This is a genomic window from Paenibacillus aurantiacus, assembly GCF_042431225.1.
GTDB lineage: Bacteria > Bacillota > Bacilli > Paenibacillales > Paenibacillaceae > Paenibacillus_Z > Paenibacillus_Z aurantiacus.
The window spans coordinates 20,644-46,687 of sequence record NZ_JBHMDO010000027.1 but is presented as its reverse complement, the minus strand read 5'-3'; the positions used below and the strand labels follow the sequence as shown (position 1 = coordinate 46,687).

Sequence of the window (26,044 nt, the reverse complement as noted above, 5' to 3'; positions counted from 1 at the left end):
CCTCTTATGCATCGCCGCGGCCCGTATGTCCGCGCAGTCCGTCCAAATGCGCGATGACCGCGCCGTAATCCGAATACATCGTGCCGAACTCGATGTCCGGCCGGCCGATGACGATCGTCTCGATGCCCATCTCCGCCGCCGCTTCGAGCTTCTCGTCCACCGCGCCGGCTTTGCCGCTCTCCTTCGTAATCATGAGCGTAACACCGTAATGGGCATAGAGCGCCTTGTTCAGCTCCTTCGAGAACGGTCCCTGCATGGCGACGATGTTCCGCTGCGGAATGCCGAGCTCCTCGCATTTGACCATGTTGTCCACGCGCGGCAGCATGCGGGCGATCAGCGTCACGTCCGGCAGCCCGTGCAGCCGCGCGGCGAAAATATGCAGCGTCTTGCTGCCCGTTGTCAGCATGACGACGCCGCCTCGCCGGGCAGCCAATTCGGCCGCTTCCTCGTAGTCCGCGGCATACGTGATGAGGCTGCCGCGGCCGCCTCCGCTCTCGCGTTCCCGCTCGAAGCGGATGTACGGCACGCCGGCGATCGACGCCGCGGCGATCGCGTTGCGGTGCGCCTCTTCCGCGAACGGGTGGCTCGCGTCCACTACCGCCGTCATGCCCTTCTCCCGGACAAGCGCCGCCATCTCGGCGGCGGTCAGCCGGCCTGTCCGCACGGCGAGGCCTGCCGCCGCAAGGCTCGCGGCCGCGCTCTCCGTCACGACCGAGGCGAGCGGCTCATAGCCGCTTGCTTGGACCCGCACCGCCAGCTCGCGCGCATCGCTCGTCCCGCACAGCATGAGGATCATAGCAGTCCCTCCGACGCGAGCGCGGCAGGGCGGGCCTGTTGGCCGCGCTCATCATCATGACGACGACCATCGTCGCGGCCGTGATGATGATCATGGTCGTGATTTTGTTCATGATCGGATTCATGACGATGCTCGTGACCGTGATGATCATGGTCATGGTGGTGATGCTCATGATTGCCTTGGACATACTGGTGTTCATGGTCGTGCATGCGGTGATGCTCATGTCCGTGATGATCGTGATGGTGATGCTCGTGATCATGTTCGTGATTATGATCATGTTCGTGGTGATGCCCGTGATCGTGTCCGTGGTGTCCGTGGTGATGACCATCATCGTCATGATGGTGGTGGTGATGCCTATGCTCCGCGGCCGCAGCAAGCCGGTATTGGCACATGTCGCAGTTCATCTTCACTTCTTCACCAAGCGCCTCGCGCGCCCGTTCAAGCAATATCGTCTGCAAGGTCGGGTGGAAGCCGAAATACCGGGCGAGCGTGAAGACGTGCTCGGGATAACGCGCCTGCAGGCTCTCCAGCATATCCTCCATCCGCTTGATCAGCACGCCGGTGAACAAGAAATAAGGCAGCACGATGACATGCTTCGCCCCCAGCTTCAGGCATCGTTCCGCGCCAGCCTCTACGAGCGGATCGGTCACGCCCATGAAGGCGGTCTCGACATAGCCGACCTTCAGCCGCTCCCAGAACAGCCGCGAGATTTTGAACAAGTCGCTATTCGCGTCCGGATCGCTGCTGCCCCGCCCGACGACGAGCACCGCCGTATCGCGCAGCTCCGCTTCCGGATCAAGTCCGGATTCTCGCAGCCTGGCGGCGAGAATCTCCAGCACCTGATCATGCACGCCGATCGGACGGCCGTAGATGAATTGCACGCCTGCGTGCCGCTCCCTCGCTTCGTCGATCGCCGCCGGAATGTGCAGCTTCGCGTGGCCGGCAGAGAACAGCGTGATCGGAATCACCGCCACCCGCTTCGCGCCCAGCGCCGCGCACTTGTCAAGCCCTTGATCGAGCGTCGGCTTCTCGAATTCGAGAAAGCATGTCTCAACTAGAAGCCCTTCCAGCCGATCCGCAATCGCACTAACGAACGCCCTGACCTCATCATTTCCTTCGGCATCCCGGCTGCCGTGGCCAACAAATAATACTGCATCCATCTTTCGTCCGCTCCTCTTCCCCTGAGAATCCTGACGGTCTTTCGGCCGTCAGTCGCCGCATACCGCGTTATCGATCGCGAACACGGGCAAGTCCTGCTGCCTATAACCCTCGAGTTCTTTCACCCGCTTGAAAAACTTATGGAACCGCTCGTTCGGATGCCCTTCCTCCCGAAAGCGCGCCACGATCCGCTCCACCGTCGGCACGAGCGCGTCCGGTTCGATGCCTTCTGCGACGGGCTGGGCGGCATGCGCGTTGCGCCCAACCGTCTTCCCGCCCAAGAACAGATCGAACTTCCCCCGTCTGAACACGATGCCGATATCCTCGTTGACCGCGCCATAGCACGCCATCCCGCAGCCGTTGAAGCCGATACGCATCTCCTTGGGCACTTTCGCGCCGCCAAGTCCCGCGCCGAGCTGCTCCAAATACGGCACCGATTCCGCTTTCTCCATATCGCAAAAATCGCACGCCTTAATCTGCACGACGTCGCCGACCGGCGCAAGCGCAAGCCCGGCCTCGCGCAGCCGGACCGTCGCCGCAGCCGGGTCATCCGTCCGCAGGCGAACGATGAACTGATGATGCGGCGTATATTCCAGCTCGCCCGCTTCGCCGACGATTTCGGCGAGCAGCGTCATTTGGGCCGCGCTCAGCTTCTTGTTCGCAAGCCCCGGGCCGACCGCGAATTCGAAAATCGCTTCCTGCCGGAACGGCGCTCCGATGTCCGCCCCCGCGCCGATCGCATCAGGCTCCGCGCGTTCGACGCCTCGGCTTGCGTCGACAAGACGAATCGCCTCCATCGCAAGAGACAGCGGTGAAGTCTCGCCCGCGGAGATGTACGAAGTCGGTGAATTAGGCGAGGGAACCGCGGCCGTTCGAAGCGCTCTCTCCCCGAGCGAATGGCCAACGATTCGATCGACCGCTATCTCCCCCCTCGAAGCCGCCAGTCCTGCTGCCGTCTCTCCCGTCCCGATAACGGCCGCGCCGACTGCAATCGAAGTTGGCTCTTCGCCCAATTCCCCGTCCGCTCCTAGGCCTTCCTCGTCACTCGACACTCCGACCGGGCCCCAGTCGTCCTGTTCGCTCAAAACCCCGACTGTCTCCAGCGCCCAAGGCTCCGCTTCGGTCCGCAGCCGCTCGTGCGGGCGCAGCGGCTGCACGTCGGCGCCGAGCGTGTACTTCCGCTGATAGCCGCGTGGCGTGATCATTAGACCTTCATATACGCTCGTGGCCGAGTTGCCGATGATAACGGTCGTCAGCATCCCGATGTCGTGCTCCAGCATGTCGCCGAGCGTCGTAATCACGACATCCTGCCGGTCGCGGTACGCGCTTTTGACGATACCGACCGGCGTCTGCGGCGAACGATACTTGAGAACGATCCGCTGCGTCTCGACGATCTGGCGCGTCCGCCGCCCGCTGCGCGGATTATACAGCGCGATGACGAAATCCGCGGAGGCGGCCGCTTCGACGCGCCGCTCGATCACCCGCCAAGGCGTCAAATGATCGCTCAAGCTGATCGTGCACGCATCGTGCATGACAGGCGCGCCAAGCAGCGACGCCGTCGAATTGATCGCCGAGATGCCTGGAATGATTTCTACCGCGACGCCCGTCTCCCGCCGCCACCCCCGCTCCATCAGCACCTCGTACACGAGGCCGGCCATGCCGTAGACCCCTGCATCTCCGCTTGAGATTACCGCCACCACGCGCCCGGCTTCCGCCTGCCGCACCGCTTCCTGCGCCCGGCTGACCTCCTCGGTCATCCCGGTCCGCACGACCTGCTGCTCGCTCAACAATCCGCGGATCAAATCCACATACGTGTTGTAGCCGATGACGATATCGCTCTCCTGAATCGCTTCCTTCGCCCGTTTCGTGATATGCTCGAAGCTGCCCGGGCCGAACCCGACGATCAGCAGCTTGCCCGTTGTCCTCTCCATGCGATCCCGCCGCTCCTTCCTTGGCTTAGATGCCATTTTCCGCACAATACAAAAAGGCATCCCCAACACAAAATGTGTTAGAAATGCCTGTGGCTAACAAACGAATCCAAACGGCCGCCCCGCGCGCATGCGCATAGGGAGGCATCGTTCCTGCTTGTCCGATCTCTAACACCACCCTAATTCCGCGTAGGTTAACAGTGCTGTTGAAACAGGCAGGTCTCCTGACTTAAAGCGGTGCGGCGGCGGTCTTCCCGGGAGGCAGTCTCCCAGTGACTTCGGTTGCGTCGCACCTGTCGCCCGGCCTTCGATCGGCCGGCAGACAAGCTTCTTACAGTGGCGGGTCCGTGTCGGTTTTGCACCGAACTTCCCTATTAAGCCTCGGCGCGAATCATGCATTCCCCGCATGCTGCGCGCTCGTGGCACCTGTTCCCGATATGCAATTGTCTCGACCATCATACAAGAGCCTGCCATCATCTGTCTATGAAAATAATGGTACGAGCCCTGCGGCAGCGTTTCGCTTTCCCGGCGCATATCTTCCGCCCAATCCGGCCATCCTATTTTTGACGGCGTGAAGAGAGGTGTGGTTCCATTGAGCCAAATGGTGAAAGGACTCGACACGCGAGGTAAACGGAAGTAAACACATTTTGCATAGAAGCGAGGGGTTGTGCCGCAGAGCATTCTGAGGGACACGTTACCATCAGGTAAACCGGATTTCTAACGGATGTGAAACAGAAGTTGTCTCATTCTACGCATCGCCGTCGGAGAAGAGCCCTTAAAACGGGCTCTTTTTTCGTTCCCTTCCCTTCTCGTTCCCGTTCCCGACGTATTGCCCGTGGATCCATAAGCTGCCCGGCCTGAAGCATAAATACGCCGCATTGAGATCCATTCCGTCATGCATACAACCGACCGACTCGGGACATTCTAATTATCGACGGTGAGAAGAGAGGTGTGGTTCCATTGAGCCGAATGGTGAAAGAACACAACACTAGAGGTACACGGAAGTAAACACATTTTGCATAGAAGCGAGGGGTTGTGCCGCAGAGTATTCTGAGGGACACATTACCATCAGGTAACCGGATTTCTAACGGATGTGAACAGAAGTTGTCTCATTCTACGTATCACCGTCGGAAAAGAGCCCTTAAAACGGGCTCTTTTTTCGTTGCGCGCAAGGCCGCACGAGGTTTGACTGCCAACGCGTGACCGAGCACCGCACGTCGGAAGGCGAGCGCGGTGGCATCGCGGCTGCTTACGACACCCGGGTCACTCTGTAACATTTAGTCGTTCCCTCCCGCATAGAACCGCCCTTGTCCGGACATAATAATTTCGACGGTGAGAAGCGAGGTGTGGTTCCATTGGACGGCATAGTGCAAGGACTCACTAGAGGTAAACGGAAGTAACACATTTTGCATAGAAGCGAGGGGTTGTGCCGCAGAGTATCTCTGAGGGACACATTGCCATTAGGTAACCGGATTTCTAACGGATGTGCAGCAGAAGTTGTCTCATTCTACGTATCACCGTCGGAGAAGAGCCCTTAAGGGGCTCTTTTTTCGTTGCGCCCTAAGTCGAGCTGAGCTGTTGGTTGTGCTGATCCGTCGAGCTCCCAATAACCGGACGAGCGATTGGCTTGGCGCTTTGCCGCCTCTTCGTCTTTTCTTTGGCTCAATCCCGCATAGAACCGCCCTTGCCCGGACATGATAATATCGACGGTGAGAAGCGAGGTGTGGTTCCATTGGACGGCATAGTGCAAGGACTCACAAGAGGTAAACGGAAGTAACACATTTTGCATAGAAGCGAGGGGTTGTGCCGCAGAGTATTCTGAGGGACACATTACCATCAGGTAACCGGATTTCTAACGGATGTGCAGCAGAAGTTGTCTCATTCTACGTATCACCGTCGGAAGAGAGCCCCTGTAGCGGGCTCTTTTTTCCTGTTAACCACGGCCGTGCGGAGGCTATCGACTATTCCTAGGAGGATTATGATGAACGACGAATACCGCCCCGCCCAACTGAACGACGAGCAGCTGGAGGAACTGAGGCAGACCGAAGCGCATCTGCGCTCGGCCTCAAGTCCGAACATCGTGCTTATCGCTTATGACAAAGACGCCGCTTCCGCGGCGGACGGAAAGGGGCGCGGCTAATCCATGATCGCGCTATTCGATCTGTTTCGGGAAGTGCTGCTTGCCGGAAGCATCCATGCGCTGGAGCACACGTTCGAGCTGTTCGAGTCCTCTTAATCGCATAGGATGGACCAAGGAAAAGCCGTAGTCGGGGACTGCGGCTTTTCCTCACTCCTTCAAACAATCGACGCTCAATGTCCCGTCCCCTCAGCTTCCCTTTACGAGCGCCTCCCCACTCTCCAAGCCCGCTTATTCCCAGCGCAAAAAGCCCCCTGCCACGGTTCGAACTGCGCATTCTACCGTAGAGGGGACTTATCGTCATGACGCTTGATCGCGGATTAGCATTCGCCCGGCGCGCTTGGTTTGCCGGCTGCCGTGGCCGTGCGGAAGCTGGAGCCGCAGCCGCATGTCGCGGTTGCGTTCGGATTCTCGATGGTGAATCCGCCCCCCATCGCCGATTCCTTGAAATCGATCTGAAGGCCGTTCAAGTAACGGATGCTTTCGCCGTCGACGACGACTTTAAGCCCGGCAAACTCCATGACATTGTCATCGTCCTTCTGCTCGTCGTCGAAGCCCATGCCGTAGGAGAAGCCGCTGCAGCCGCCTTCCTTGACGCCGATACGAAGGAACAGATCCGGCGTTTCTTCCGCCGCGAGCATTTCTTTTATTTTCTCATTTGCGCTTTCGCTAATGGTAATCATTCGTATTCCCTCCCTGACTGCGGCGTTCGTCCCGTGCAGCTGACTGCGACTTCGGCAGGTCCGGTGGTCGAACGGCGCTTTATAATTTATAGTATACACCGCTTCCGGATATCACTCAAGGGACTCGCATCCGCCTCGATGCCGCCTTGGCGCGTTCGGCATGGTTCGACTTTTGTAGTTGCCGCCCCCCGAAGTGAAGGTTTATAATAGGGGGTAGCTTTTGCTCGGACGATCGGATGCGGCATCAACAGGCTGCGTATGTTATTTTTTTCACATAGTTGAATTTATTGCTCCCTTTGGCTGAAGAACGCCCGTGCGCGCAGCATTTCCCGCTCTACATTACCCATTGACCGGACCAGAAGCGCCCGGCGGACAAGGAGGAACCCTTCATGAACGTCGCAATACCGACAGAAGACAAACAGATGCAGGCTATTATCGAGAAAGTACGCGCTGGCGAACGCCTCTCCCGCGAGGATGGCATTTTCCTGTACAAATCCGACGACCTGCTCACGATCGGCCAGCTAGCCAACGAAGTCAACCTGCGCAAGAACGGCCGCAAGGTATACTTCATCGAGAACATGAGCCTCTACTTCACGAACGTCTGCGAAGCCCACTGCGCCTTCTGCAACTTCCGTAAGGACGAAGGACAGCCCGGAGCGTACACCCTCAGCGGCGAGCAGATGATCGAGTACGTCGAGCAGCACATCCATCCCGGCGTTCGCGAATTCCACATCGTCGGCGGCCACAACCCGCATGTTCCGTTTCAATATTATGTGGATTCGTTAAAAGCATTACATGAACGCTACCCGGACGTGACGCTGAAAGCCTATACGGCAGCGGAGATCGACTTCTTCTCCCGAATCAGCGGCCTCAGCTACCGCGAAGTGCTCCAGGAACTGATGAAGGTCGGCCTGAAGAGCTTGACCGGCGGCGGCGCCGAGATTCTGTCCGACGAATACCGCCGCAAAATGAAAGTAACCAAAGCAGACGTCTCCCAGTACCTGGACGTTCACCGCAACGCGCACGAGCTTGGCCTGCGCACGCACACGACGATGCTGTACGGTTCGGTCGAGAAGCACGAAGACCGCATCGACCATATGGCGCAAATACGCGAGCTTCAGGACGAGACGAACGGTTTCCTCGTCTTTATTCCGTTGTCCATGCAGCCGATCAGCCCGAAAGCCGGCATCCGCAGACGCAATTCCGCGTTCGAGGATTTGAAGACGATCGCCATCAGCCGTCTCATGCTCGATAACTTCCAGCATATTAAAGCGTATTTCATCAACATCGGAACCCAGCTGACCCAAGTCTCGCTCACGATGGGTGCGGACGACGTCCACGGCACGATCGTCAAGGAACGGATCAGCCACTCGGCCGGGGCGCTGACGCCGGAAGGCATTACGCGCGAAGATCTGATCTGGCTCGTCAAAGGCGCGGGCCGCATTCCCGTCGAGCGCGACACCTTCTACAACGAAGTCAAGGTCTACGAGTGATCGGATGCGCCTTATTCGCGCATACTACGCGTATGTTGCGGCGTATCACCAGGTTTACACACAATCGCTGAAACAAAGGTTGGGATTCAGATGAAACGTTTTGTAGTATTAGGCGGCGGATACGGCGGGCTGACCGTCGTACACGAGCTGCTCGAAGGCGAACTTCCGGATGATACCGTCATCGTCCTCATTGACCGGATGCCGCACCAAGGCCTCAAGACAGAGTATTACGCATTGGCGGCGGGAACGGTTTCGGATTTGGACCTTCGGGTACAATTCCCTTCCGATCCTCGTCTGATCGTCACGTACGGCGAGGTGACCGACGTCAATCTCGACGCGAAGCAAGTTATTCTCGCCGGCCAAGAGCCGCTCGAATACGAGCGCTTGGTTATCGCGCTGGGCTGCACGGACAAATATCACGGCATCGAAGGCGCGGAGCTGTATTCCAACAGCATCCAGACCTTCTCGTCCGCACGCAAGACGTACCAGAAGCTCAATGACATCAAGCCTTACGGGCAAGTGTCGATCATCGGCGGCGGCTTAAGCGGCGTCGAGGTGGCGGCGGAGCTCCGCGAAAGCCGGCCGGATCTCAACATCCGCATTATCGATCGGGGCGGCTCCGTCATGTCCGCGTTCCCTGGCAAGGTGCAGGAGTACGTCGCCTCTTGGTTCCTCGAACACGAAGTCGAGATGCGCAGCCACGTCTCGCTGAACCGCGTCGAAGAAGGCATCCTGTATGACGCCAACTCGCCGGATCCGATTTATACGGACGCCACCGTCTGGACGGCTGGCATTCAGCCGGTCTCGCTCGTACAGCGGATGGCGCTGCCTAAGGACAAACAAGGACGTCTTGTCATTAACGAATATCATCAGCTGCCGGACTATCCGGAAGTATTCATCGTCGGCGACTGCGCTTCTGTACCGTTCGCGCCGAGCGGGCAAGCCGCGGGCGCGCAGGGCAAGCAGGTCGCGCAGGTTATGCAGGCGATTTGGCATAACAAAACGCCCCGGCTTGGTCCAATGAAGCTCAAGGGCGTTCTCGGTTCGCTCGGCAAGAAAGCCGGCTTCGGTCTTATGGGCAAAACAACGCTCATGGGACGCGTGCCGCGCATGCTCAAGAGCGGCGTGCTCTGGAAATCCAAACACCACATCGGCTAATCGCCGGCGTGATCGCTACAGATCGTCAATTATCCGATCTAGCGCTTCCCGTTCCGCCTGTTGGGCCTTCACCTCTTCGAGGATGCGCTCTTCCAGCCCTTCGGCGGTTTCGGCCGCGACGATCTCGCCGTTCACCATGGCGAACGGGAACAAATAACATTCGCCGCAATTGCCCAGACAGCCGTATTCGATCACATCATAATCCGGATTTTGTTCCAGTCGCTTCATGACTTGATCGGTCCCGTGGTGCATATTGCTGGCGCAGAACTCTATAATTGGTTTTAACATGTTTGATCACCGGCCTTACGTTGATATCCATTTTCATTTGCGCGTCTTTGTACTATAATAGAGTAAGAAAGGAGTTGATTGCAATGAGCGAAAATACGGCAACGATGTATGATGAGGTACTGGATGTCCTCGATAAGCTTCGTCCGTTCCTGCAACGCGACGGCGGCGACGTTGAACTCGTAGACGTCGAAGACGGTATCGTCAAGCTGCGTCTGATGGGTGCATGCGGCAGCTGCCCAAGCTCCACGATCACGCTCAAGGCGGGCATCGAACGCGCCCTCCTGGAAGAGGTCGAAGGCGTACAAGAGGTAGTTCAAGTATTCTAATTGTCCCGACCGCTCGATGACGGTTTTGTTTGCACGAAGAGTCTTGCCCCAGCGCGGAAGCGTGAAGGCAAGACTCTTTTTCTTTGCCGATGGAGAAGACGACTAGCGGATGGACGTCTTGATCGGATCGAAGCCGCCGTTGACGTCGACGACGTTGCCGGTCAAATAATCCGAATGCGGCAGACAGAGAAAGGCGATTACGCGGGCCACGTCTTCCCCGCTGCCGGGCCTTGCGGTCGGCGTATCGTCCTCCTGCTCGGTCATGACATCCACGATGGAACGCTCCTTGTTCTTGCCCCTAATGTCGCCGGGACATATCATATGTACCGTAATGCCCGTAGCCGCTTCCTCGACGGCCAATGACTTCGTGAACGAGACAAGTCCCGTCTTCGCCGCCGCATAGACCGCCCTGTGGGGCCAGGCGCGTCCCTCTCCGGCATGGCCGAAGCCAAAATGGATGATCCGCCCCCACTTCTGCGCCCGCATCCCCGGCAGCATGCGGCGGTCGAGCAGCATGACGCCCAGCAAATTCCCGTTCACCAGGCTAATAATGTCCGTGTCTTCGTAATCCGCGAACAACTCGCGCTCCCTTCGGAACGGCCCTGCGTTATTGATCAGAATATCGATAATTCCCGTATTAGACCATTGGAGCGCCTGCTCCGCCATAGCGTCCACGTCATCCGGCCGGGCGACGTCTCCCCGAATAGCGGTCGCGCGGACGCCCACATGCCGAATCTCTTCGGCGAGCTGCTCCGCTTCTTCTTTGCTCGTCACATAGTTCAGCACGATATCGCAGCCCATCTTCGCCAGCGCGAGCGCAGTCATTTTGCCAAGACCCTTGGCGCTGCCCGTAATGAATGCCGTTCTCCCCTGCAGCTCCATCCTCGTTTCTCCCCTCTTGAACAAAAGGGCTTCGCCCTTCAAATCTTCTTGTTGCTCCCTCCCCCTTCCCCCTCCGCCGAAGGGAACCAAAGGACTTCGCCCTCTGGACTCCCTTCTTCGTGCGGACACCATTGTTCGCGGTCGACGGGTTGACTTGAGCGGGGCTCGCTTTTGCCCTAGCGGACAAAGCTTCAGTGGGTTTTGGTAGTCATTCCTAAGACATAAGCCTGTTAACTATAGGCCATTGGTGGCTTCACCCGTCGTTTTTCCTTAACCTGACAGCATTGCCCCGGCCAGGCTCTTGTTCGGGCTTCGTTCGTTACGTTTGGACTTCGGATGTTATCCTCTAGGTTGTCTACTTGATGAGCTCCGTGCTGACCTTCGCTTTCGCCGTTTCCGCGTACACGCTTTACGCTTTTATCCCTATCATGAGCGGTTGCATCTTTCCTTAGTTCTTGGCATCAAGGTGAAACGGATTCCGTGACAGGATGATTTATATGCGTGAAATGAATAAATTCTGTATGTAAACAAAGAAAAAGACTTAAAGCGGGCCGGATACCGGCGGCCGCTTAAGCCCTGTCGCTCATCGAAGAGTATAGCATATTATGAATACCGTTTCCTCAACTGACGAATCGCGTACTCGAACATAATCCGGAGGCTTCGCGTAGCAAGATCGAGCCCTTCCTGCGCATCCGCCAGCTGTGCTTTCAGATCCTCGATCTGGTGCGCGTCTCCGTAATGCTCATGGTTTTGTTTCAAATCATCCTGCAGCTCGGCGTTCATATGATGGATCTCGATATTGCGGCGCCGACGCAGCCGGTTGGTCGCTTCCTTGTGCTTCTCCTTCAACTCGTCCAGCCCAGCGGACAGCTCCGGATGCAGCTTGCGCTGGCGCATGTTGCGCAGCACGGTGAAATACGAGAAATGCGGCTTGATCCGCTCCGTCTCGAGCCCGAGAAAGTCGTTCAGCATATTGCCCATCTTGTCCAGGATGGCGAACAGACGGATGAATCCGTTCTTATCGAAATAGACATGCCGCTGGTAATTCAGCCGCTCGGCCGGGGACATCGCCTCCAGCGATTCGCTCTTCACGAGCTCGGCGAACTTCTTGGCCGCATAATGCGACTGCTCCAACTCATCGAGCGAAGCGATCAGCCCATGCGTCCATACTTCATACTTCCGAAGCGTATGATCGCGGTCGCGTCCGGCGGAGATGCGTTTGTGCACCGTCTGCGCGAATTGCTCCATCGTCCGGACCGTCTCGTACATATCGCCCTGCAGTTCGCGCGGCTTCTCGCCAAATATCATCCGCAGCATGGGACGAACCTCCTCCTCCGCGTGTGACTTATCGGCTTGTCATCTAGATTACCCCGACGCCAGACGCGTCAATCGTGGTAATATCCGAAGCGACGTTCGCGCGCCTACGGCCGGTAACGTCCTTCCCTCCACTTCCAGGAACGGATGGCCAGATCGCACATGAAGGCGAACAGGACCGAGATGATCGTATTATGAATCAGGCTCGTGAACAGGAACCAATCTTCGTTCGTCAGCGTCGCCGTCAGCAGCGCGCCGCTGAAGATTTGGCAGACGACCAGTATGAAAACGTGACGTGCACTGCGGCGGATGGCCGGCTGCGCTTGCGCGTAACGTACCGTTCTCGACCAGATCAGTCCAAGCAGCACGGTCAGAATAATCGCCCCAACCCGGTGGTAGAACACGATTCGGGTCGCGCCTTCAAGCTCCGGAATGAATTCGCCATTGCACAGCGGCCAACCAAGGCATCCGCCCGAGGAGTCCGTATGACGAATGAATGCCCCCAAATAAATGACTACGTACGAGAACACAAGCGCCGCGATTGTCAGGGTGAAAATTTGCGGATGTACGGGCGTAGACGGTCTGTCCGCTTCAATGCCGTCTTTCATGCGTCTCGCCCACATGACAAGCAGCAGCGTACATGTAAAGGCCATGATGGAGAACCCGAAGTGAAGCGCCATTACCGGCGGGGACGTCGGCCATATAACCGCTGCGGCTCCCAACAGCGCCTGCAGCACGGTGAAGAACCCTGTACCCGCCGAGTATAGGACCGCTTCCTTATGCTGCCGGTAGTCCTTGATCGTCAAGATAAAGACGGCCAGCACAATCAACCCGACAATGCCTGTGACGAGGCGGTGGGAATATTCAATCATCGATTCAATCGTATATGCCGGAATAAATTTGCCATGGCAGAGCGGCCAGTCGTCGCCGCAGCCTCTTCCGGACTCGGTGTTCGTCACCAAAGCGCCCGCGAGCAGCACGAGCAGCATCCCGATACAGGCGGCAAGCGCAAGCTTCCGATAGCGGTTAGAGATCATCGTCATCACCTGTTTCTTCCGTATAATTCTTCTCAATTATAGCGAGTCGGTTTATTAAATACCATGATGAAAATGTGAACTCAATCACAAAGTCCGAAGTTGTGACAATTTTCGAGCGACGATCCCCTTATGGTTCAGGCGCAGCCTTATCGTATATAGCATAACCAGAAAGAGGCGCGGTCAAATAAAACAGACCCGCTGTTTTCTCTTACCGCCACCGGGCGGATTGAAAAACAACGGGTCCATCATGTCACGCTTGACTATCCTTTACTTGCCAAGCGCCCCTGCCACTTCCAACGCGCGATCGAGGAACTGTTCGATCTCTTCCCGCGTCTTGCGAAGCTTGCTGACGAAACGAACGACTTCGCTTCCGCCGCGGAAGGCGATGAAGCTTGGAATGCCCAATATGTTCAGCTCGCTGCACAGATCCGGCAGATCGTCCCGGTCAATCTCGTAGAAGCGGATGCGTCCTGCATAGTTGGCCACGAGCTCCGGCATGAACGGATCGATGAAATGGCAATCCTTGCACCATGTTGTCTTGAATACGACCACGGTTAGATCCTCTGGCGCGGTCGCTTCGCGAAACGACGCATCATCACGGATTCTCTCCATTCGCATTCACCTCCTTGAGCGCTCATTAAAGCGCGAGTCCAGCCGTCTTACGGTTCGCGCGTAACGACGAGATAGCTGTAATCATCGCTCTCCGTCTCCCAGTATAACGTACCTTGGAGCGCCTTGACAAAGTCACGCGCCGGCACGTAGGTCGCGCCATTGATGACGGTCGTCGGGTACGACCATTTGACGTTCTTCCCATTCACGGATGCCCAGCTGCTGCCGACCGTCAGGCTCAGTTTCGTGCCTGTCGCGCCGTCCTTCAGCTCGATCTTCTTGCCCTTGGCGTCGGATTTGATCGTCGCGCCCAGTTGTTGGGCGGTATCGCGGAGCGGAATAAGTGTGATGCCCGAGGCCGTTACGATTGGTCCGTACAGGTCGTAATCCGGCATCAAGTATACCTCTTGGCGCGTGATGTGCAGATCATTGCGCAGCAGCGCATACAGATCGGACTCTTTCTCGAACAGCTCCAGCGCCTCGTAGCCTTGCAGCTCCGCCACTTGCTCGAACGCGATCGCGTCGTCGCCCGCTTGGACGGCATCCGGCACGACCGTCTCGTTGACTTTGGTTTTCTCGGATACGGCCTTGATGGAGATGCCCGTGAAAGGCACGCCTTCTTCCTCGGCCGCCGCGCCGAAATCGATCAATGCTTCGAATTCGGATTTGCGAATGTTCAGCTTCGTATCGACGTACAAGCCGAATTTCGCTTTGTTGTTCTTATTGAAAATCGCGTTGAACGATTCCGGGTCTTCCGTTTTCGCCTTGGCGAGCCCATCCTTGGCTTCTTTCAGGCCATCGATCATCGAGGCGACCGCCTCTTCGATGTCCTGATCGGACGTCTCTTCAACCGTTGTGCCGAACAGCTCCTCGGCGCCGCCCAATTCCTCGAGCGTTCCAGCTTGCTCTTCGAACAGCTTGACGAGTTCGGTCGTCACCGCCGTTAGCCCCGCCTTGTCGGCAACCAGCGCGTCGATGAACGAGTTCAGCCAGCCGAACAGCTGCTCGCCGTCGATCTCGGCCACCACGTGCATGGCGTTCACCGTCTCTCCGCCGATCGTCACGGAGGCTGGCTCCGCGCTGATGGACGATGGGTTCGGCAGGTGATCGATGACGAAGCCGGATACCGTATCGACCAGCTTCTCGGCCGCCGCCGTGATGCTCTCCGTCTCGGCCGATGCTTCATTGAGGTCGCTCATGTCCAGCACGAACGGCTGCTTGGCGCCTTCAAGCGCGATGACCGCCTGCTTCTCGTCGATCGAAGCTTCGAAGCCGATGCGCTTGCCGTTAAACTCCAGGCTGCCTTTCACCGAACCGTGCTCGGCGTCTTTCAACTTGACGCTTGTCAATTGCAGCTTCGTGTTTGCGAGCATGCGCGCGATCTCCGCATCTTCTTTCGACACGTCTTTGCTCTCGCTCGGCACGAGTTTGATTTCGACCGATTCCGTCCCCTCGTAGGAGTCGACCTTCAGCGATTGTTTGAGCATTTGGTTCAAATCGACGCCGCCGACGGCTTGACAGCCCGCCACGATGACCATGACAACGGCAAGCGCTGCCAGCAGCAGTGCTCTTTTTCCTTTTATGAACATTTTCAAAAAAATTCCCCTCCTCGGATAAAAAAGACCAAGGTCTATTCTATCACGAGGAAGGGATGCCTGAATAGCGCTTTTACGCTAGATTAACCTCGGGTTGCGGCACGTTTCGGCGCCAGTCGCATGAGCGGTCCGAGCAGCTTGCGAAGCGGCCCCGGGAACTGCTTGACCTCCTCCGGGCGTATAACGCGGAGCAGGATGAGCAAGACGGCATAGACGGCAAGAGAAGCGATGCCGGTCGCCGCCGCGGCGAAGAAATACGTCACCTTCGCGGGCAATCCGTCGAGCAGCGAACGCGCCAGTCGATCCACCGCGTAACCCGCTCCGGCCGACGCCGCGATCGTCACAAGATAACCGCCCCAACGGCTGCCGAGCACCGTATGGCGCACTTCGCGTCCAATCGCGCGGAGGTTCAACGTAGAGATGACGATAAAGCAAAGCGTGGATGCGATAATAAGCCCATATGCGCCGAGCAGCGGCGCGAGCGCCAGACTGCCGACGACTTTGACGACGAGCCCGATAATGGTATGACGCATCGGAATGCGCGCTCTGCCAAGACCGAACAGCACCGAGTTGCTTGTCATCATCGTAATTTGGAAGATCGTCCCCGCGGTCAAGGCGGCGACGAGCCCGCTGCCCCCCGTACCCTCGAAGAAGAAGCCGGTAACGGAGACGGCCGCCACGGTCAGCGCCAGCGCCGCCGGCACGCCGGTGAAGACGACGATCCGCATGACGAGCGACGTCTGGCGCTCCACCTCGTCCATATTCCGCACGGAATAAGCCGCCGAGATGACCGGGATGATCGACGTGCTGAGCGCGATCGCCAGGATCGGCGGAATGCCCGCCAGCGACTGCGCCCGGATAGCCAGCCAGTCGAGCGCTTCGCGCGCGGCGTCCTTGCCGCCATAGAAGCTGTCGGTCAGCATGTGGAACAGGTTCGTGTCGAAATTGTACATGAACTGCACCGTAATGGCGGCCACGACGATCGGCACCGAGATGGAGAACATCTCCCGGTAGATCGAACGGTAAGACAGCGCCGATGCCGCGCCAGGACGCTCCTTGGAGACAGGCGGCTCGGCTGCGTCTTGCAGGCGCAGTTTACGGGCGTAATACACCATGACCGCGAACGCCCCGATGCTGCCGAAGACCGAGCCGAACGTCGCGGCGGCGGCGATCCACCGGTCGCCCCAGCCCCAATTGAGCACGATCAGCGCGAGACCGACGGCCGTAAGCACGCGCGCGATCTGTTCGATGATCTGCGAGATGCCGCCGGCGGTCATCATCTGGCGTCCTTGGAAGTAGCCCCGCATCATCGCGATGACGGGGAAGAGCAGCAGCGCCGGCGCGATCGCCATGATGGATAGATCTGCGCCCTCTTCTTTGGATATGTACTCCGCATACAGCGGCGCGAGAAGAAACATCAATAAAGCCATGACGACGCCTGCGATCATGCCGAAGCGAAGCGCCGCGCCGTAGATGCGCTGCGCCTCCCACGGCTTGCCGAGGGCGTACCGTTCGGACACCATTTTGCTGATCGCGCTCGGAATGCCCCCGGTGGCGACGAGCAAAAGGAGCAGATACAGCGAATTGGCGATGCCAAAATAGACGCCGCCTTTGCTTCCCATCATATAATCGAGCGGAATGCGCTGGAAGAGCCCGAGAACCCGGGCTACCAGCGCTGCCGCCGCTAATATTATCGTGCCTTTAATTAGCGAATCTTTCTTAACCATGCGAACAACCTACCGCCTTCTGCCTCATTATTTCGGCTGGATTGCCTCAAGCGGCTGGTGATTGCCGCGAACCGGTGCCGCCGCGCCCGATGGCGCCGCCCAGCGGATGCCGTTGCGGATAACTTGACGTACGTTGTCGTTGTAGTACGTCGGGTACGTCTCATGGCCCGGACGGAAGTAGAAGATCTTGCCTTGGCCGCGGAAGAACGTCACGCCGCTGCGGAACACTTCGCCGCCCTCGAACCAGCTGATGAAGACCGTCTCGTCCGGGGACGGAATGTCGAAGTGCTCGCCGTACATTTCTTCTTGCGGCAGCTCGAAGTACTCCGGCAGGCCGCCGGCGATCGGATGCGCCGGGTTCACCGTCCAGATCCGCTCTTTCTCGCCCGCTTCGCGCCACTTCAAATCGCAGCCCGTGCCCATCAGCTTCTTGAAGATCTTCGAGAAGTGGCCCGAATGCAGCACGACCAGACCCATGCCGTTCATGACGCGCGCGTGCACGCGTTCGACGATCGCATCCTCGACCTTGTCATGGCCCATATGGCCCCACCAGATGAGTACGTCCGTGTTGGCGAGAACATCTTCGCTCAAGCCATGCTCGGGCTGATCCAGCGTCGCCGTGCGTACCATGAAGCCGTCCGTGCCTATGCCTTCCGCAATGACTTTATGTATGCCTTCCGGATATACCTTCTTGACTTCCTCATGCACGTTCTCGTGCAAAAACTCATTCCATACCGTTACCTTGATCACCGATGCCGCCTCCTAGAATGTTGATATGCTTGAACGATAATGCCTTAGTTGAAGAGCCAAATGAAGAAGATGACGATCATAATGGCTTGAAGCAATATCTTGACGAAGATGCTCGAGAATAACCCGACGACCGACCCGAAGCCGACCTTTAGCGCCTTCTCGAAGTTCGAGCCCGCGATGAGCTCCCCGATCACGGCGCCAAGCAGCGGACCGAGCAGCAGACCGAACGCGGGAATGACGAACGGACCGATCAACACGCCGATCGTGCTGCCGATGACCGATGCCTTGGAGCCGCCGAACTTCTTGACGCCCCACGCGTTCACCGCGTAATCGGCGATGAACAGCACCGCGACGATCATCGTTTGGAAGGACCAGAACCAGAAGCCGAAATGCTCGAACGACACGAAGAAGCCGTAGACGAAGAAAGCGGCGTAGATCGCAAGCGCGCCCGGCAAAATCGGGTACACCGCCCCCGCCATCCCGACGATGAACAACAGCGCGACGATAATCCATCCGGCAATGATCATGGCCGCATCACCCCTTCAGCACGTAATGCTCGATCAAGTGCGCCACCGCATGCTCCGTATTCTTCACGATGACCGCATCCGCCGCTTCCTTCACGACCTCCTGCGCGTTGCCCACCGCGACGCCCAAGCCCGCTTCGCGGATCATGGCGATGTCGTTCAAGCTGTCGCCCATCGTGGCGACCTCGCTCATATCGATGCCCAGCACGCCGCACAGCTCGCGAAGCGCGCTCGCCTTGGATACGCCTTCCGGATTCATCTCCCAGTTCCACGGCGAGGAATTCGTAATTTCGATGCCGCCCGAGCCGGAAGTTTCTTCGTAAATCTGTTGGCGGATCGCGTCATCCTCGGTGTAATAGCCGAACTTGAGCCAATGATGCGACTCGTAATCGTCCGCCGGCGCGATCCATTTCTCCTTATTGAAAATCCCGTTCACCGTGTACGCCCAATACCAAGCGCTCTCGTGCTTCAGCGCTACCTCGTGCAGCCGCTTGATCGTAGCCGCCGGCATGAGCGATCGCCGGTGCAGCACGTGCGGCTTATGCCAAATCTCGCCGCCGTTGACCGTGATCATCGGCGTGTCCAGTCCAAGCTGCTCCGCATACGGCAGCGCGCTCTGAAAGCCGCGGCCGGTGGCGAAGCAGACCAGCACGCCGGCGTCCAGCGCCTTGCGGATCCACGTCGCGTTCTGCTCGCTCACTTCCTGCACGTCGTTGAGCAGCGTGCCATCCATGTCGAGCGCCACCAGTTTGATTCGTCGCATTGATTCGTGCCCCCTTACGTTGCGGCTGCCCTTATCGCGCGCCTATTTCGCCGCTTCGCGGCTAGCGAGCGTCAAGGGGCCGGTCTAACGTTCACTAGAAGAATTTTAGCACAAAACGCGCGGATTCCAAACCGAACCGTGCTCTCTTCGGCGCCTCTACGCCGGGACTCATTCATTATAGAATCTCTCGCCGCGCCGCGCCCTACCGGATCTTGGGCAATTTGTGTCTGATTTTGTTCCCTCGCCGAACGTTCGAAAAAAGAAAATGCCGCCCGGCAAGCGAATTGGTTTGTGTGTACAGCCGAGGCTGGACATACGGCATTTCGCTGCTACGGACGGCAATTGGTTTGCGTGTACGGCCGAGGCTGGACATACGGCATTTCGCTGCTACGGACGGCAATTGGTTTGTGTGTACGGCCGAGGCTGGACATACGGCATTTCGCTGCTACGGACGGCAATCGCGAGCCGTATTCGTTCACGTTCGTGCGAGTTCAAAACGGCGGCCATTTAGCACCGAGAAGGTTGCGAGAAGGCGAAGAAGGAGGAGCGGAGTTTAGGCCAACCTAAATGAGCACCGGACTTCAAGCCTGAACGCAAGATGCGATGCCGCGTTACTTCTTGAATGGCTTCGTGATCAAATGGCGGCTTTTTGAACTACCTTTAAAATACCAGTTCAAAAAGCCGACATTTCAGCACCGAGAAGGTTGCGAGAAGGCGAAGAAGGAGGAGCGGAGTTTAGGCCAACCTAAATGAGCACCGGACTTCAAGCCTGAACGCAAGATGCGATGCCGCGTTACTTCTTGAATGGCTTCGTGATCAAATGGCGGCTTTTTGAACTACCTCTATGCGCGGCGGCTGTTCAACCTGCGCCACAACTGCCGGGCCAGAAGGCCATGGGTCGGCGAGAAGACGAACGCGATCGCGAACAGCAGCGCGGCCGCGCATACCATGCAGCCCGCAATCGACGCATCGAGCACGACCGCCGCCCCATAGCCGATCGCCGTGCTGGCGATGCCGATCGCGACGCTGATGACGATCATCCGACCGAGCCGATCCGTCAGCAGGTAGGCGGCGGACGCCGGAATGATCAGCATGCCGACGACGAGAATTGCACCAACGCTCTCGAAGGAGCTGACCGTCGCCATCGAGACGAGTCCCATCAGCAAGTAGTGGAACAGCGCGACAGGAATGCCGACGGCAGCGGCCAGCATCGGATCGAAGGCGCACAATTTGAACTGCTTGTAGAACAAGCCGACGACGAGCACGATGACCAGCAGCGTGAAGCCGAGCATCCAGACGGCCTTCGGCCCCATATCCGTGCCGTGTACCGTCCAGGTATTCCAATGCACGTGCGCGATCTCCCCGTACAGGACGCAGTCGAGATCAAGATCGACTTGGCGAAGATTCAAGCTGACGAGCACGACGCCCACGGCGAACAGCGCGGTGAACACGACTCCGATCGAAGCGTCCGATTGGACGCCGCTCTGCTGGAACAGCTGGATGAGGAACACCGTCACGAGCCCGAGCACCGAGGCGCCGAGCAGCATGATAATCGAATCGCGTGAGCCGCTCACCATGAAGGCGATCACGATGCCCGGCAGCACGGAGTGACTGATCGCGTCGCCAATAAGCGACATGCGGCGCAGGACGAGGAAGCAGCCGAGAATCGAACAGCAGGCCGCGACCAGCGAGCCCGTCAGCAATATCCAGAAATCCGTCATAATGGCCGCTCTCCCTTCCCGCTAACATTGACCTGCAGCGATTGTTCGTGAATAACCGTTCTGCGTGCCCTCGTATGGGCTAGCCGCTTCGCCAGCAAGCCCCGCTTTGGTCCAAGCAGCAGCGACGCGCCGAACAGCAGCGTCTGCGCCAGCACGCTCACCGGCCCCGTCGGCAAGCTCGCCGTCGTCGAGCTCAGCCAAGTGCCGACCGCGCCGCTCAATAGACCGAATGCCCCGGCCAGAATGACCATCGTGCCGAGCCGATCCGTCCAATAGCGGGCCGATACGGCGGGGGTGATCAGCAGCGCGGCGACAAGGACGACCCCGACCGCCTGGATGCCGGCGACGACCGAGACGACGATGAAGAACATGAGCAGTTGATCCAGGAACGCGACCCGGAAGCCGAGTCCGCGGGCAAATCCGGGATCGAAGGCGAGCAGCTTGAATTCCTTGAACAGCAGCGTGCACGCCGCGATGATGACGATGCTCACGATCAGCATGGCGTTCACATCCGAGCCGATCATCGAGGCCGCTTGGCCGAACAGAAATTTATCGAGGCCGCTCTGGTTGCCGTAATCGCTATGTTGAATCTGCGTCAGCAGCACGATGCCAAGACCGAAGAAGCTGGATAGGACGATGCCCATCGCCGCGTCCGTCTTAATTCTGGAATATCGGGTAATGAGGCCAATGCCGAAGGTAGCCAGCAGCCCGGCGGCCCCCGCGCCGAGCAGGAACAAGCCGATCGACTTGGTGCCCGTCAGCATGAAGGCGATGCAGATGCCCGGAAGCGCCGCGTGCGCAAGCGTGTCGCCCATCAGGCTTTGCTTGCGCAAATAGGCGAAGCACCCGATGACGCCGCTGCACAGCCCGAGCAGCATGCAGCCGAGCAGAATCCATTGGGCGTTCGGGTCGGTGACCATCGCCCGGAGCGAATCCAGCATGCTCACCCTCTCCCTTCGGCAGCCGAAGCGGGCTCGGCCGAATCGGCTTGCCGGTTCAGGAACGCGAAGCGGCCGCCGTACGTCCGCTGCAGGTTCTCCTGGGTGAACGCGTCTTCCGTCTTGCCGTACGCCTGCACGCTCACGTTCAGCAGCAGCACGGAATCGAAATACTCCTTCACCGTCGCCAGATCGTGGTGCACGACCATCACGGTCTTGCCTTCTTGCTTCAGCTCCTGCAGCAGGTTGATGATCGCCTTCTCCGTAGCCGCATCCACACCCGCGAACGGCTCATCCATCACGTACAGGCTCGCGTCCTGCGCCAGCGCTCTGGCGAGGAAGACGCGCTGCTGCTGCCCGCCGGACAACTGGCTGATCTGCCTGCTTGCGTAATCGGCCATGCCGACCTTCGCCAGACATTCCAGCGCGATCGCCTTCTCCTTGGCGCCCGGCCGCCGGAACCAGCCCAGCTGCCCGTAGCGCCCCATCATAACGACATCAAGGGCGTTCGTCGGGAAATCCCAGTCGACCGATTCCCGCTGAGGCACGTAGCCGATCAGCTTGCGCTGCTCCGCGCATGGTTTGCCGTACACCGTCACTTCGCCTGTCAGCTTCGGGATCAAGCCCAGCGCCGCCTTGATCAACGTCGACTTCCCCGCTCCGTTCGGGCCGATGACGCCGACAAGCTCCCCTTCCGCAATCTCGAATGAGACGTCGCGCAGAACCGGCTTCTTCTGGTACGCCACGCTTAAGCCCCGAATCGCAAGCGGCGGCTGCTTCGTCGTTACTGTGCTGCTTGGCATTTCGCCACTCTCCTCGTCATTTTCGTCTCTTTGTTATTTGAGCGCGCCGACTATGGTATCGACGTTATGCTTCACCATGCCAATATACGTACCTTCATTCGTCCCTGCTTTCCCGAGCGCATCCGAGAATAGCTCACCGCCGATTGCGACCTCATGCCCCATCTTGCTCGCGCCTTCGATAACCGCCTCGATCGATTTCTTCGGCACGCTCGATTCCACGAACACCGCTTTAATCTTGTTCTCGACGAGGAAATCGCGCAGCGTCGATACATCCTTCGATCCGTATTCCGACGCCGTGCTGATCCCTTGCAGCCCCATGACCTTGATGCCGTAAGCATCGCCGAAGTAACCGAACGCGTCATGGGCGGTGACGAGCACGCGGCTTGCTTCCGGGATGGAGGCGATTTGCTCCGCCGCGTAAGCGTCCAACTTCTTGAGCTCGGCGATATAAGCGTCCGCTTGCGTACGGTAGTCGTCCTCGTGGGCTGAATCCTTGGCGATGAACGTATCGCGAATAACCTCCGTCGCCGAAATCCAATTCTCCACGTCGAACCAAATATGCGGATCGTGCGCGCCAGACGGATCGGTTCGCAGCGACGATTCAGGCAGATTGCGCGCGACGGCGACCGTTGGCTTCTTCTTCTCCATCTTCTCGAACATCTCGGCCATTTTCCCTTCTAAGTGAAGCCCATTGTAGAAAATGATGTCGGCGGTATCCAGTTTCTTGATATCCCCTTGCGACGCCTTGTATAAATGCGGGTCGACGCCCGATCCCATAAGTCCGGTTACTTCCGCATGTTCGCCGCCGACTTCGGCTGCCGCATTGGCGATCATGCCCGTCGTCGCAGTCACCTTCAGCTTCCCGTCGCCCGCGGCGGGCTCGCTGCCACCGCTGCCGTTGCCGCCTCCTCCTCCGCAACCCGCCAGCACAACCGCGCTGACCACCAAATAGACCATCGCATACATCCACCGCCGGATGGCCGAATTCGTTCTCTTTCGCATCTCTCATCCCTGCCTTTGCCTTAATCGTGTTACTCCCGCGCCTACGAAGCGCTTCCGCATTGCCGGACAACTTTTACCCTAGACCAATACTATTTCCTTTGTACATACTATTTTACCTTATGCCTTTTTTTTAATAATATACAAAAAAGTTTCATTAGTGCAACAATTCGTCCGTATTTTTCTATTGCCGGCGACCTTCTCATTCGGCGAAATACCAAAAGACCAGCAAATACGGGCGATTCCCGTCTCTGCTGGTCTTTCTTATTCACGAAATCTTTAATCGCTAGCTTACGCCGACTCTTAATTCGTCGTATTCGACTGGCTCTCCGTGCCAGTCGTTGTATTCACTGCGGTGTTCGTCGTTGTCTTCGGCTTCTTCGGCACGCCGTTCATGCCGATCTCGTAGTCATAAGCATCGAGAATTTTGCGCGCGACCGGTGCTGCGCCGTCGGCCCCGAAGCCCCCGTACGGTATGACCACAGCTACGGCGATGCGCGGATTATCCGCCGGCGCGTAGGCGATGAACACCGAGTTATCGATGATCTTGCCGCCGACGACCTGCTGGGATGTCCCTGTCTTGCGTTCGACGCTGTACGCCGTGCCGTTGAGCACGGCCACGTTCACCTGCGACATGCCGCGCTTCACTTCGTTCCAATACGAGTCCGGGAAGTCAACCGTGTTCAGCACTTCGGGCTTCATCGTCTGGACCACATTCCCTTCCGCGTCCTTGATCATACTGACGAACTGCGGCTTCATACGCTTGCCCTTGTTAGCGAGCATCGAGGTGTACTGCGCCAGCTGCAGCGTCGTATAGCGGCCCTGCTGACCGAAGGACGCCTGGACGAGCGCGGACTGGGCGCTGCCGGCCTTCATCTCCTCGTAATAGTTGATGAACCCGGCGCTCTCGCCCGGCAGCCCGCTCTCGGTCAGGACGCCGAGCCCGAACATCTTCTCGTATTTGTCCCAAATGTCGACGCCTTTGGCGCCGTCTCGGGTGTAAAGTTCGTTACCGACCATCTTCGCCATCCACGGGTTGGAGGACTTGCCGATCGCTTTCGCCGGGTCGAGCAAGCCGTAGGCATGCCCTTTGGCATTACCGATCCGCACGCGGTGGACGCCTTCCTTGCCGTAATAGAAGGCCCCGGTGTCGTTCCACGTCGTGCTCGTGGTGAACAGCTTCTCGTTCAGGCCGATAAGGACGGTCAGCGGCTTCTGAGTCGAGCCGAGCGGCACCAGGGACGACGGAAGCTTGCTCACTTCCTTGTCATCCTTGTATGGCCCTGGGATCTGGCGGATCGTGCCGTTCAGAGAGATGCCCTGAATTGCGTTGTAATCGTCCGGGCTGATCCGTCCGCCTTCCCATACATTCGGATCGTAGTCGGGCATGCTCGCCATCGCGATCACTTTGCCCGTGTTGACCTCCATCGCCACCGCGTACCCGGAGCGGGCCATCGGCTGCCGCTTCGAAGAATCGGAGGTGTGGTGGAGGTAGTCGATTTGATCCAGAATCGCCTGCTCCGTCGCCAGCTGCACCTCGCGGTTGATCGTCAGGTACAAGCTGTCGCCTTTCTCCGGCTTGGTCACGACGGGCGGACCGATAATGCGGCCGCCGGAGTTGATCGGGTACGTCTTCAGCCCGTTCTTGCCGCGCAGCACGTCCTGGTACATCATTTCGAGCCCGTCGAAGCCGACGTCCTCCTGGCCCAAGTAACGCATGAGCGGATCTTCGTTATTGTCCCGGCCTTTGTACGTCTTCGTCTGATCGGCGCCGTTCTCGAACTTTTTCAAGTAACCGACCAGCTGCACCGCCACCGTGTCGTCGTCGTAATAACGAATGCTTTCCTCGACGATCTCGATGCCTTTGTACAAATCGCGGTGTTCCATGAAATACGCGATCTCCTCATTCGTCAGCCCGCTTTTAATTCGTCGCGGCACGGAAATCGTGTTTTTGCGGTATTCGAGGTCCATGTTCTTGATGATTTTGTCCAGCGTCAGCGCCTGCTTAGGGTCGCCGTACTTCTGAAAAACGCCGTGCAGCCGCGCCGCCAGCGCCTTGGAGTCGTCTTCCTTCGAGCCCGGCTCGATCGTATAATAGAGCGACTGCGTCGAAGTCGAATACGCGATCGCCTTGCCGCTCGAATCGTAGATGTTGCCCCGGATCGGCGGAATGAGCACGTCTTTCGAGCCGCGAGACGCCTCCTCTTCCTTCAGCTGAGGCCCTTCCACGAACTGCAAGATCGCCAATCTGACGATCAATACGCTGAATACGAAAAACGTCACGAAAAAAAACAGGTTCAACCGAAACGAGAAATGCCTGCGATTGCTAATCTCCCGTTTCTTCGGATCATCCTGCACGCCCGCTGCCTCCTTCATTCCTGTAGTCTATCCAATCGTCCCTATGATCGTCCCTAT

The 26,044-nt window shown here is 58.2% G+C and carries 23 protein-coding genes and 1 riboswitch; of the genes, 4 read left to right on the top strand and 19 right to left on the bottom strand.

Translation table 11 applies throughout. From position 1 onward, the window contains the following. Window positions 1-4: 4 nt before the first annotated feature. The 3 genes from cobK to cobJ are packed head-to-tail and all read right to left on the bottom strand — an operon-like array spanning window position 5 to window position 3,885. A complete protein-coding gene (cobK, locus tag ACFFSY_RS16965) occupies window positions 5-796 on the bottom strand; it encodes a precorrin-6A reductase (protein ID WP_377496112.1) in 792 nt (263 codons plus the stop codon). Beyond that, window positions 793-1,956, bottom strand: a complete 1,164-nt coding sequence (locus tag ACFFSY_RS16960; protein WP_377496110.1) for a sirohydrochlorin chelatase — start codon at window positions 1,954-1,956, stop codon at window positions 793-795. The genes cobK and ACFFSY_RS16960 overlap by 4 nt, the downstream gene beginning before the upstream one ends. A gap of 48 nt (window positions 1,957-2,004) precedes the next feature. After that, a complete protein-coding gene (gene cobJ / locus ACFFSY_RS16955; protein WP_377496108.1) occupies window positions 2,005-3,885 on the bottom strand; it encodes a precorrin-3B C(17)-methyltransferase in 1,881 nt (626 codons plus the stop codon). Window positions 3,886-4,079: 194 nt separating this feature from the next. After that, window positions 4,080-4,327, bottom strand: a riboswitch (cobalamin riboswitch). Between the two features lie 1,533 nt (window positions 4,328-5,860). Here cobJ and ACFFSY_RS16950 point away from each other — a divergent pair. Further along, on the top strand, window positions 5,861-6,022 hold the full coding sequence (locus ACFFSY_RS16950) for a hypothetical protein (RefSeq protein ID WP_377496106.1): 162 nt from the start codon (window positions 5,861-5,863) through the stop codon (window positions 6,020-6,022). Between the two features lie 317 nt (window positions 6,023-6,339). Here the strand turns inward: ACFFSY_RS16950 and erpA are convergent, their stop codons facing one another. Further along, window positions 6,340-6,702 (bottom strand): iron-sulfur cluster insertion protein ErpA, encoded by a 363-nt coding sequence (erpA, locus tag ACFFSY_RS16945; RefSeq protein ID WP_377496104.1) that lies wholly within the window; start codon window positions 6,700-6,702, stop codon window positions 6,340-6,342. A gap of 389 nt (window positions 6,703-7,091) precedes the next feature. On the opposite strand from erpA, the gene mqnE reads away from it, so the two are divergent. Both mqnE and ACFFSY_RS16935 read left to right on the top strand, forming a co-directional pair. Further along, a complete protein-coding gene (mqnE, locus tag ACFFSY_RS16940; protein ID WP_377496102.1) occupies window positions 7,092-8,195 on the top strand; it encodes an aminofutalosine synthase MqnE in 1,104 nt (367 codons plus the stop codon). Between the two features lie 90 nt (window positions 8,196-8,285). Further along, window positions 8,286-9,353, top strand: coding sequence for an NAD(P)/FAD-dependent oxidoreductase (locus ACFFSY_RS16935; RefSeq protein WP_377496100.1), 1,068 nt, complete (start codon window positions 8,286-8,288; stop codon window positions 9,351-9,353). A gap of 15 nt (window positions 9,354-9,368) precedes the next feature. On the opposite strand, the gene ACFFSY_RS16930 is transcribed toward ACFFSY_RS16935, so the two are convergent. Continuing rightward, the gene (locus tag ACFFSY_RS16930; protein ID WP_377496098.1) at window positions 9,369-9,641 is read right to left on the bottom strand and encodes a YuzB family protein; all 273 of its coding nucleotides are present in this window, start codon (window positions 9,639-9,641) and stop codon (window positions 9,369-9,371) included. Between the two features lie 83 nt (window positions 9,642-9,724). Here ACFFSY_RS16930 and ACFFSY_RS16925 point away from each other — a divergent pair, with 83 nt between their 5' ends. Further along, on the top strand, window positions 9,725-9,967 hold the full coding sequence (locus ACFFSY_RS16925; protein ID WP_148931986.1) for a NifU family protein: 243 nt from the start codon (window positions 9,725-9,727) through the stop codon (window positions 9,965-9,967). 102 nt (window positions 9,968-10,069) lie between these two features. Here ACFFSY_RS16925 and ACFFSY_RS16920 read toward each other — a convergent pair whose 3' ends face one another. The 14 genes from ACFFSY_RS16920 to ACFFSY_RS16855 form a co-directional block, all read right to left on the bottom strand. Continuing rightward, the gene (locus ACFFSY_RS16920; protein ID WP_377496096.1) at window positions 10,070-10,849 is read right to left on the bottom strand and encodes an SDR family oxidoreductase; all 780 of its coding nucleotides are present in this window, start codon (window positions 10,847-10,849) and stop codon (window positions 10,070-10,072) included. A gap of 603 nt (window positions 10,850-11,452) precedes the next feature. After that, window positions 11,453-12,166 carry a Cthe_2314 family HEPN domain-containing protein gene (locus ACFFSY_RS16915; RefSeq protein ID WP_377496094.1) on the bottom strand — a complete coding sequence of 238 codons (714 nt, stop codon included), beginning with the start codon at window positions 12,164-12,166 and terminating at the stop codon, window positions 11,453-11,455. Between the two features lie 104 nt (window positions 12,167-12,270). Then, a complete protein-coding gene (locus ACFFSY_RS16910; protein ID WP_377496140.1) occupies window positions 12,271-13,200 on the bottom strand; it encodes a COX15/CtaA family protein in 930 nt (309 codons plus the stop codon). A gap of 267 nt (window positions 13,201-13,467) precedes the next feature. Beyond that, window positions 13,468-13,812, bottom strand: coding sequence for a thioredoxin family protein (locus ACFFSY_RS16905; protein WP_377496092.1), 345 nt, complete (start codon window positions 13,810-13,812; stop codon window positions 13,468-13,470). Window positions 13,813-13,859: 47 nt separating this feature from the next. After that, on the bottom strand, window positions 13,860-15,398 hold the full coding sequence (locus tag ACFFSY_RS16900; protein WP_377496138.1) for a copper amine oxidase N-terminal domain-containing protein: 1,539 nt from the start codon (window positions 15,396-15,398) through the stop codon (window positions 13,860-13,862). An 89-nt stretch (window positions 15,399-15,487) separates the two neighbouring features. Next, window positions 15,488-17,131 carry a putative polysaccharide biosynthesis protein gene (locus tag ACFFSY_RS16895; RefSeq protein WP_377496090.1) on the bottom strand — a complete coding sequence of 548 codons (1,644 nt, stop codon included), beginning with the start codon at window positions 17,129-17,131 and terminating at the stop codon, window positions 15,488-15,490. Window positions 17,132-17,158: 27 nt separating this feature from the next. Next, entirely contained in the window at window positions 17,159-17,881 is a 723-nt protein-coding gene (locus tag ACFFSY_RS16890; protein ID WP_377496088.1) for a ThuA domain-containing protein, read from the bottom strand. Between the two features lie 44 nt (window positions 17,882-17,925). Further along, a complete protein-coding gene (locus ACFFSY_RS16885; RefSeq protein WP_377496086.1) occupies window positions 17,926-18,408 on the bottom strand; it encodes a DUF456 domain-containing protein in 483 nt (160 codons plus the stop codon). A 7-nt stretch (window positions 18,409-18,415) separates the two neighbouring features. After that, window positions 18,416-19,168 carry a Cof-type HAD-IIB family hydrolase gene (locus ACFFSY_RS16880; protein ID WP_377496084.1) on the bottom strand — a complete coding sequence of 251 codons (753 nt, stop codon included), beginning with the start codon at window positions 19,166-19,168 and terminating at the stop codon, window positions 18,416-18,418. A gap of 842 nt (window positions 19,169-20,010) precedes the next feature. Beyond that, a complete protein-coding gene (locus ACFFSY_RS16875) occupies window positions 20,011-20,889 on the bottom strand; it encodes a metal ABC transporter permease (RefSeq protein ID WP_377496081.1) in 879 nt (292 codons plus the stop codon). Then, window positions 20,886-21,830 (bottom strand): metal ABC transporter permease, encoded by a 945-nt coding sequence (locus ACFFSY_RS16870; protein ID WP_377496079.1) that lies wholly within the window; start codon window positions 21,828-21,830, stop codon window positions 20,886-20,888. Before ACFFSY_RS16870 ends, ACFFSY_RS16875 begins: the two co-directional genes overlap by 4 nt. A 2-nt stretch (window positions 21,831-21,832) precedes the next feature. Beyond that, window positions 21,833-22,630: a metal ABC transporter ATP-binding protein gene (locus ACFFSY_RS16865; protein ID WP_377496077.1), complete on the bottom strand. Its 798-nt coding sequence runs from the start codon at window positions 22,628-22,630 to the stop codon at window positions 21,833-21,835. A gap of 33 nt (window positions 22,631-22,663) precedes the next feature. After that, the gene (locus tag ACFFSY_RS16860) at window positions 22,664-23,632 is read right to left on the bottom strand and encodes a metal ABC transporter solute-binding protein, Zn/Mn family (protein WP_377496075.1); all 969 of its coding nucleotides are present in this window, start codon (window positions 23,630-23,632) and stop codon (window positions 22,664-22,666) included. A gap of 300 nt (window positions 23,633-23,932) precedes the next feature. Continuing rightward, window positions 23,933-25,987: a peptidoglycan D,D-transpeptidase FtsI family protein gene (locus tag ACFFSY_RS16855; RefSeq protein WP_377496073.1), complete on the bottom strand. Its 2,055-nt coding sequence runs from the start codon at window positions 25,985-25,987 to the stop codon at window positions 23,933-23,935. Window positions 25,988-26,044: the final 57 nt, after the last annotated feature.

Excerpts from the sequence above, each read along its gene's own strand:
- cobK (WP_377496112.1), bottom strand. The coding sequence starts at position 796 with ATGATCCTCATGCTGTGCGGGACGAGCGATGCGCGCGAGCTGGCGGTG.
- ACFFSY_RS16960 (WP_377496110.1), bottom strand. The coding sequence starts at position 1,956 with ATGGATGCAGTATTATTTGTTGGCCACGGCAGCCGGGATGCCGAAGGA.
- cobJ (WP_377496108.1), bottom strand. The coding sequence starts at position 3,885 with ATGGAGAGGACAACGGGCAAGCTGCTGATCGTCGGGTTCGGCCCGGGC.
- ACFFSY_RS16950 (WP_377496106.1), top strand. The coding sequence starts at position 5,861 with ATGATGAACGACGAATACCGCCCCGCCCAACTGAACGACGAGCAGCTG.
- erpA (WP_377496104.1), bottom strand. The coding sequence starts at position 6,702 with ATGATTACCATTAGCGAAAGCGCAAATGAGAAAATAAAAGAAATGCTC.
- mqnE (WP_377496102.1), top strand. The coding sequence starts at position 7,092 with ATGAACGTCGCAATACCGACAGAAGACAAACAGATGCAGGCTATTATC.
- ACFFSY_RS16935 (WP_377496100.1), top strand. The coding sequence starts at position 8,286 with ATGAAACGTTTTGTAGTATTAGGCGGCGGATACGGCGGGCTGACCGTC.
- ACFFSY_RS16930 (WP_377496098.1), bottom strand. The coding sequence starts at position 9,641 with ATGTTAAAACCAATTATAGAGTTCTGCGCCAGCAATATGCACCACGGG.
- ACFFSY_RS16925 (WP_148931986.1), top strand. The coding sequence starts at position 9,725 with ATGAGCGAAAATACGGCAACGATGTATGATGAGGTACTGGATGTCCTC.
- ACFFSY_RS16920 (WP_377496096.1), bottom strand. The coding sequence starts at position 10,849 with ATGGAGCTGCAGGGGAGAACGGCATTCATTACGGGCAGCGCCAAGGGT.
- ACFFSY_RS16915 (WP_377496094.1), bottom strand. The coding sequence starts at position 12,166 with ATGCTGCGGATGATATTTGGCGAGAAGCCGCGCGAACTGCAGGGCGAT.
- ACFFSY_RS16910 (WP_377496140.1), bottom strand. The coding sequence starts at position 13,200 with ATGATCTCTAACCGCTATCGGAAGCTTGCGCTTGCCGCCTGTATCGGG.
- ACFFSY_RS16905 (WP_377496092.1), bottom strand. The coding sequence starts at position 13,812 with ATGGAGAGAATCCGTGATGATGCGTCGTTTCGCGAAGCGACCGCGCCA.
- ACFFSY_RS16900 (WP_377496138.1), bottom strand. The coding sequence starts at position 15,398 with ATGTTCATAAAAGGAAAAAGAGCACTGCTGCTGGCAGCGCTTGCCGTT.
- ACFFSY_RS16895 (WP_377496090.1), bottom strand. The coding sequence starts at position 17,131 with ATGGTTAAGAAAGATTCGCTAATTAAAGGCACGATAATATTAGCGGCG.
- ACFFSY_RS16885 (WP_377496086.1), bottom strand. The coding sequence starts at position 18,408 with ATGATCATTGCCGGATGGATTATCGTCGCGCTGTTGTTCATCGTCGGG.
- ACFFSY_RS16880 (WP_377496084.1), bottom strand. The coding sequence starts at position 19,168 with ATGCGACGAATCAAACTGGTGGCGCTCGACATGGATGGCACGCTGCTC.
- ACFFSY_RS16875 (WP_377496081.1), bottom strand. The coding sequence starts at position 20,889 with ATGACGGATTTCTGGATATTGCTGACGGGCTCGCTGGTCGCGGCCTGC.
- ACFFSY_RS16870 (WP_377496079.1), bottom strand. The coding sequence starts at position 21,830 with ATGCTGGATTCGCTCCGGGCGATGGTCACCGACCCGAACGCCCAATGG.
- ACFFSY_RS16865 (WP_377496077.1), bottom strand. The coding sequence starts at position 22,630 with ATGCCAAGCAGCACAGTAACGACGAAGCAGCCGCCGCTTGCGATTCGG.
- ACFFSY_RS16860 (WP_377496075.1), bottom strand. The coding sequence starts at position 23,632 with ATGCGAAAGAGAACGAATTCGGCCATCCGGCGGTGGATGTATGCGATG.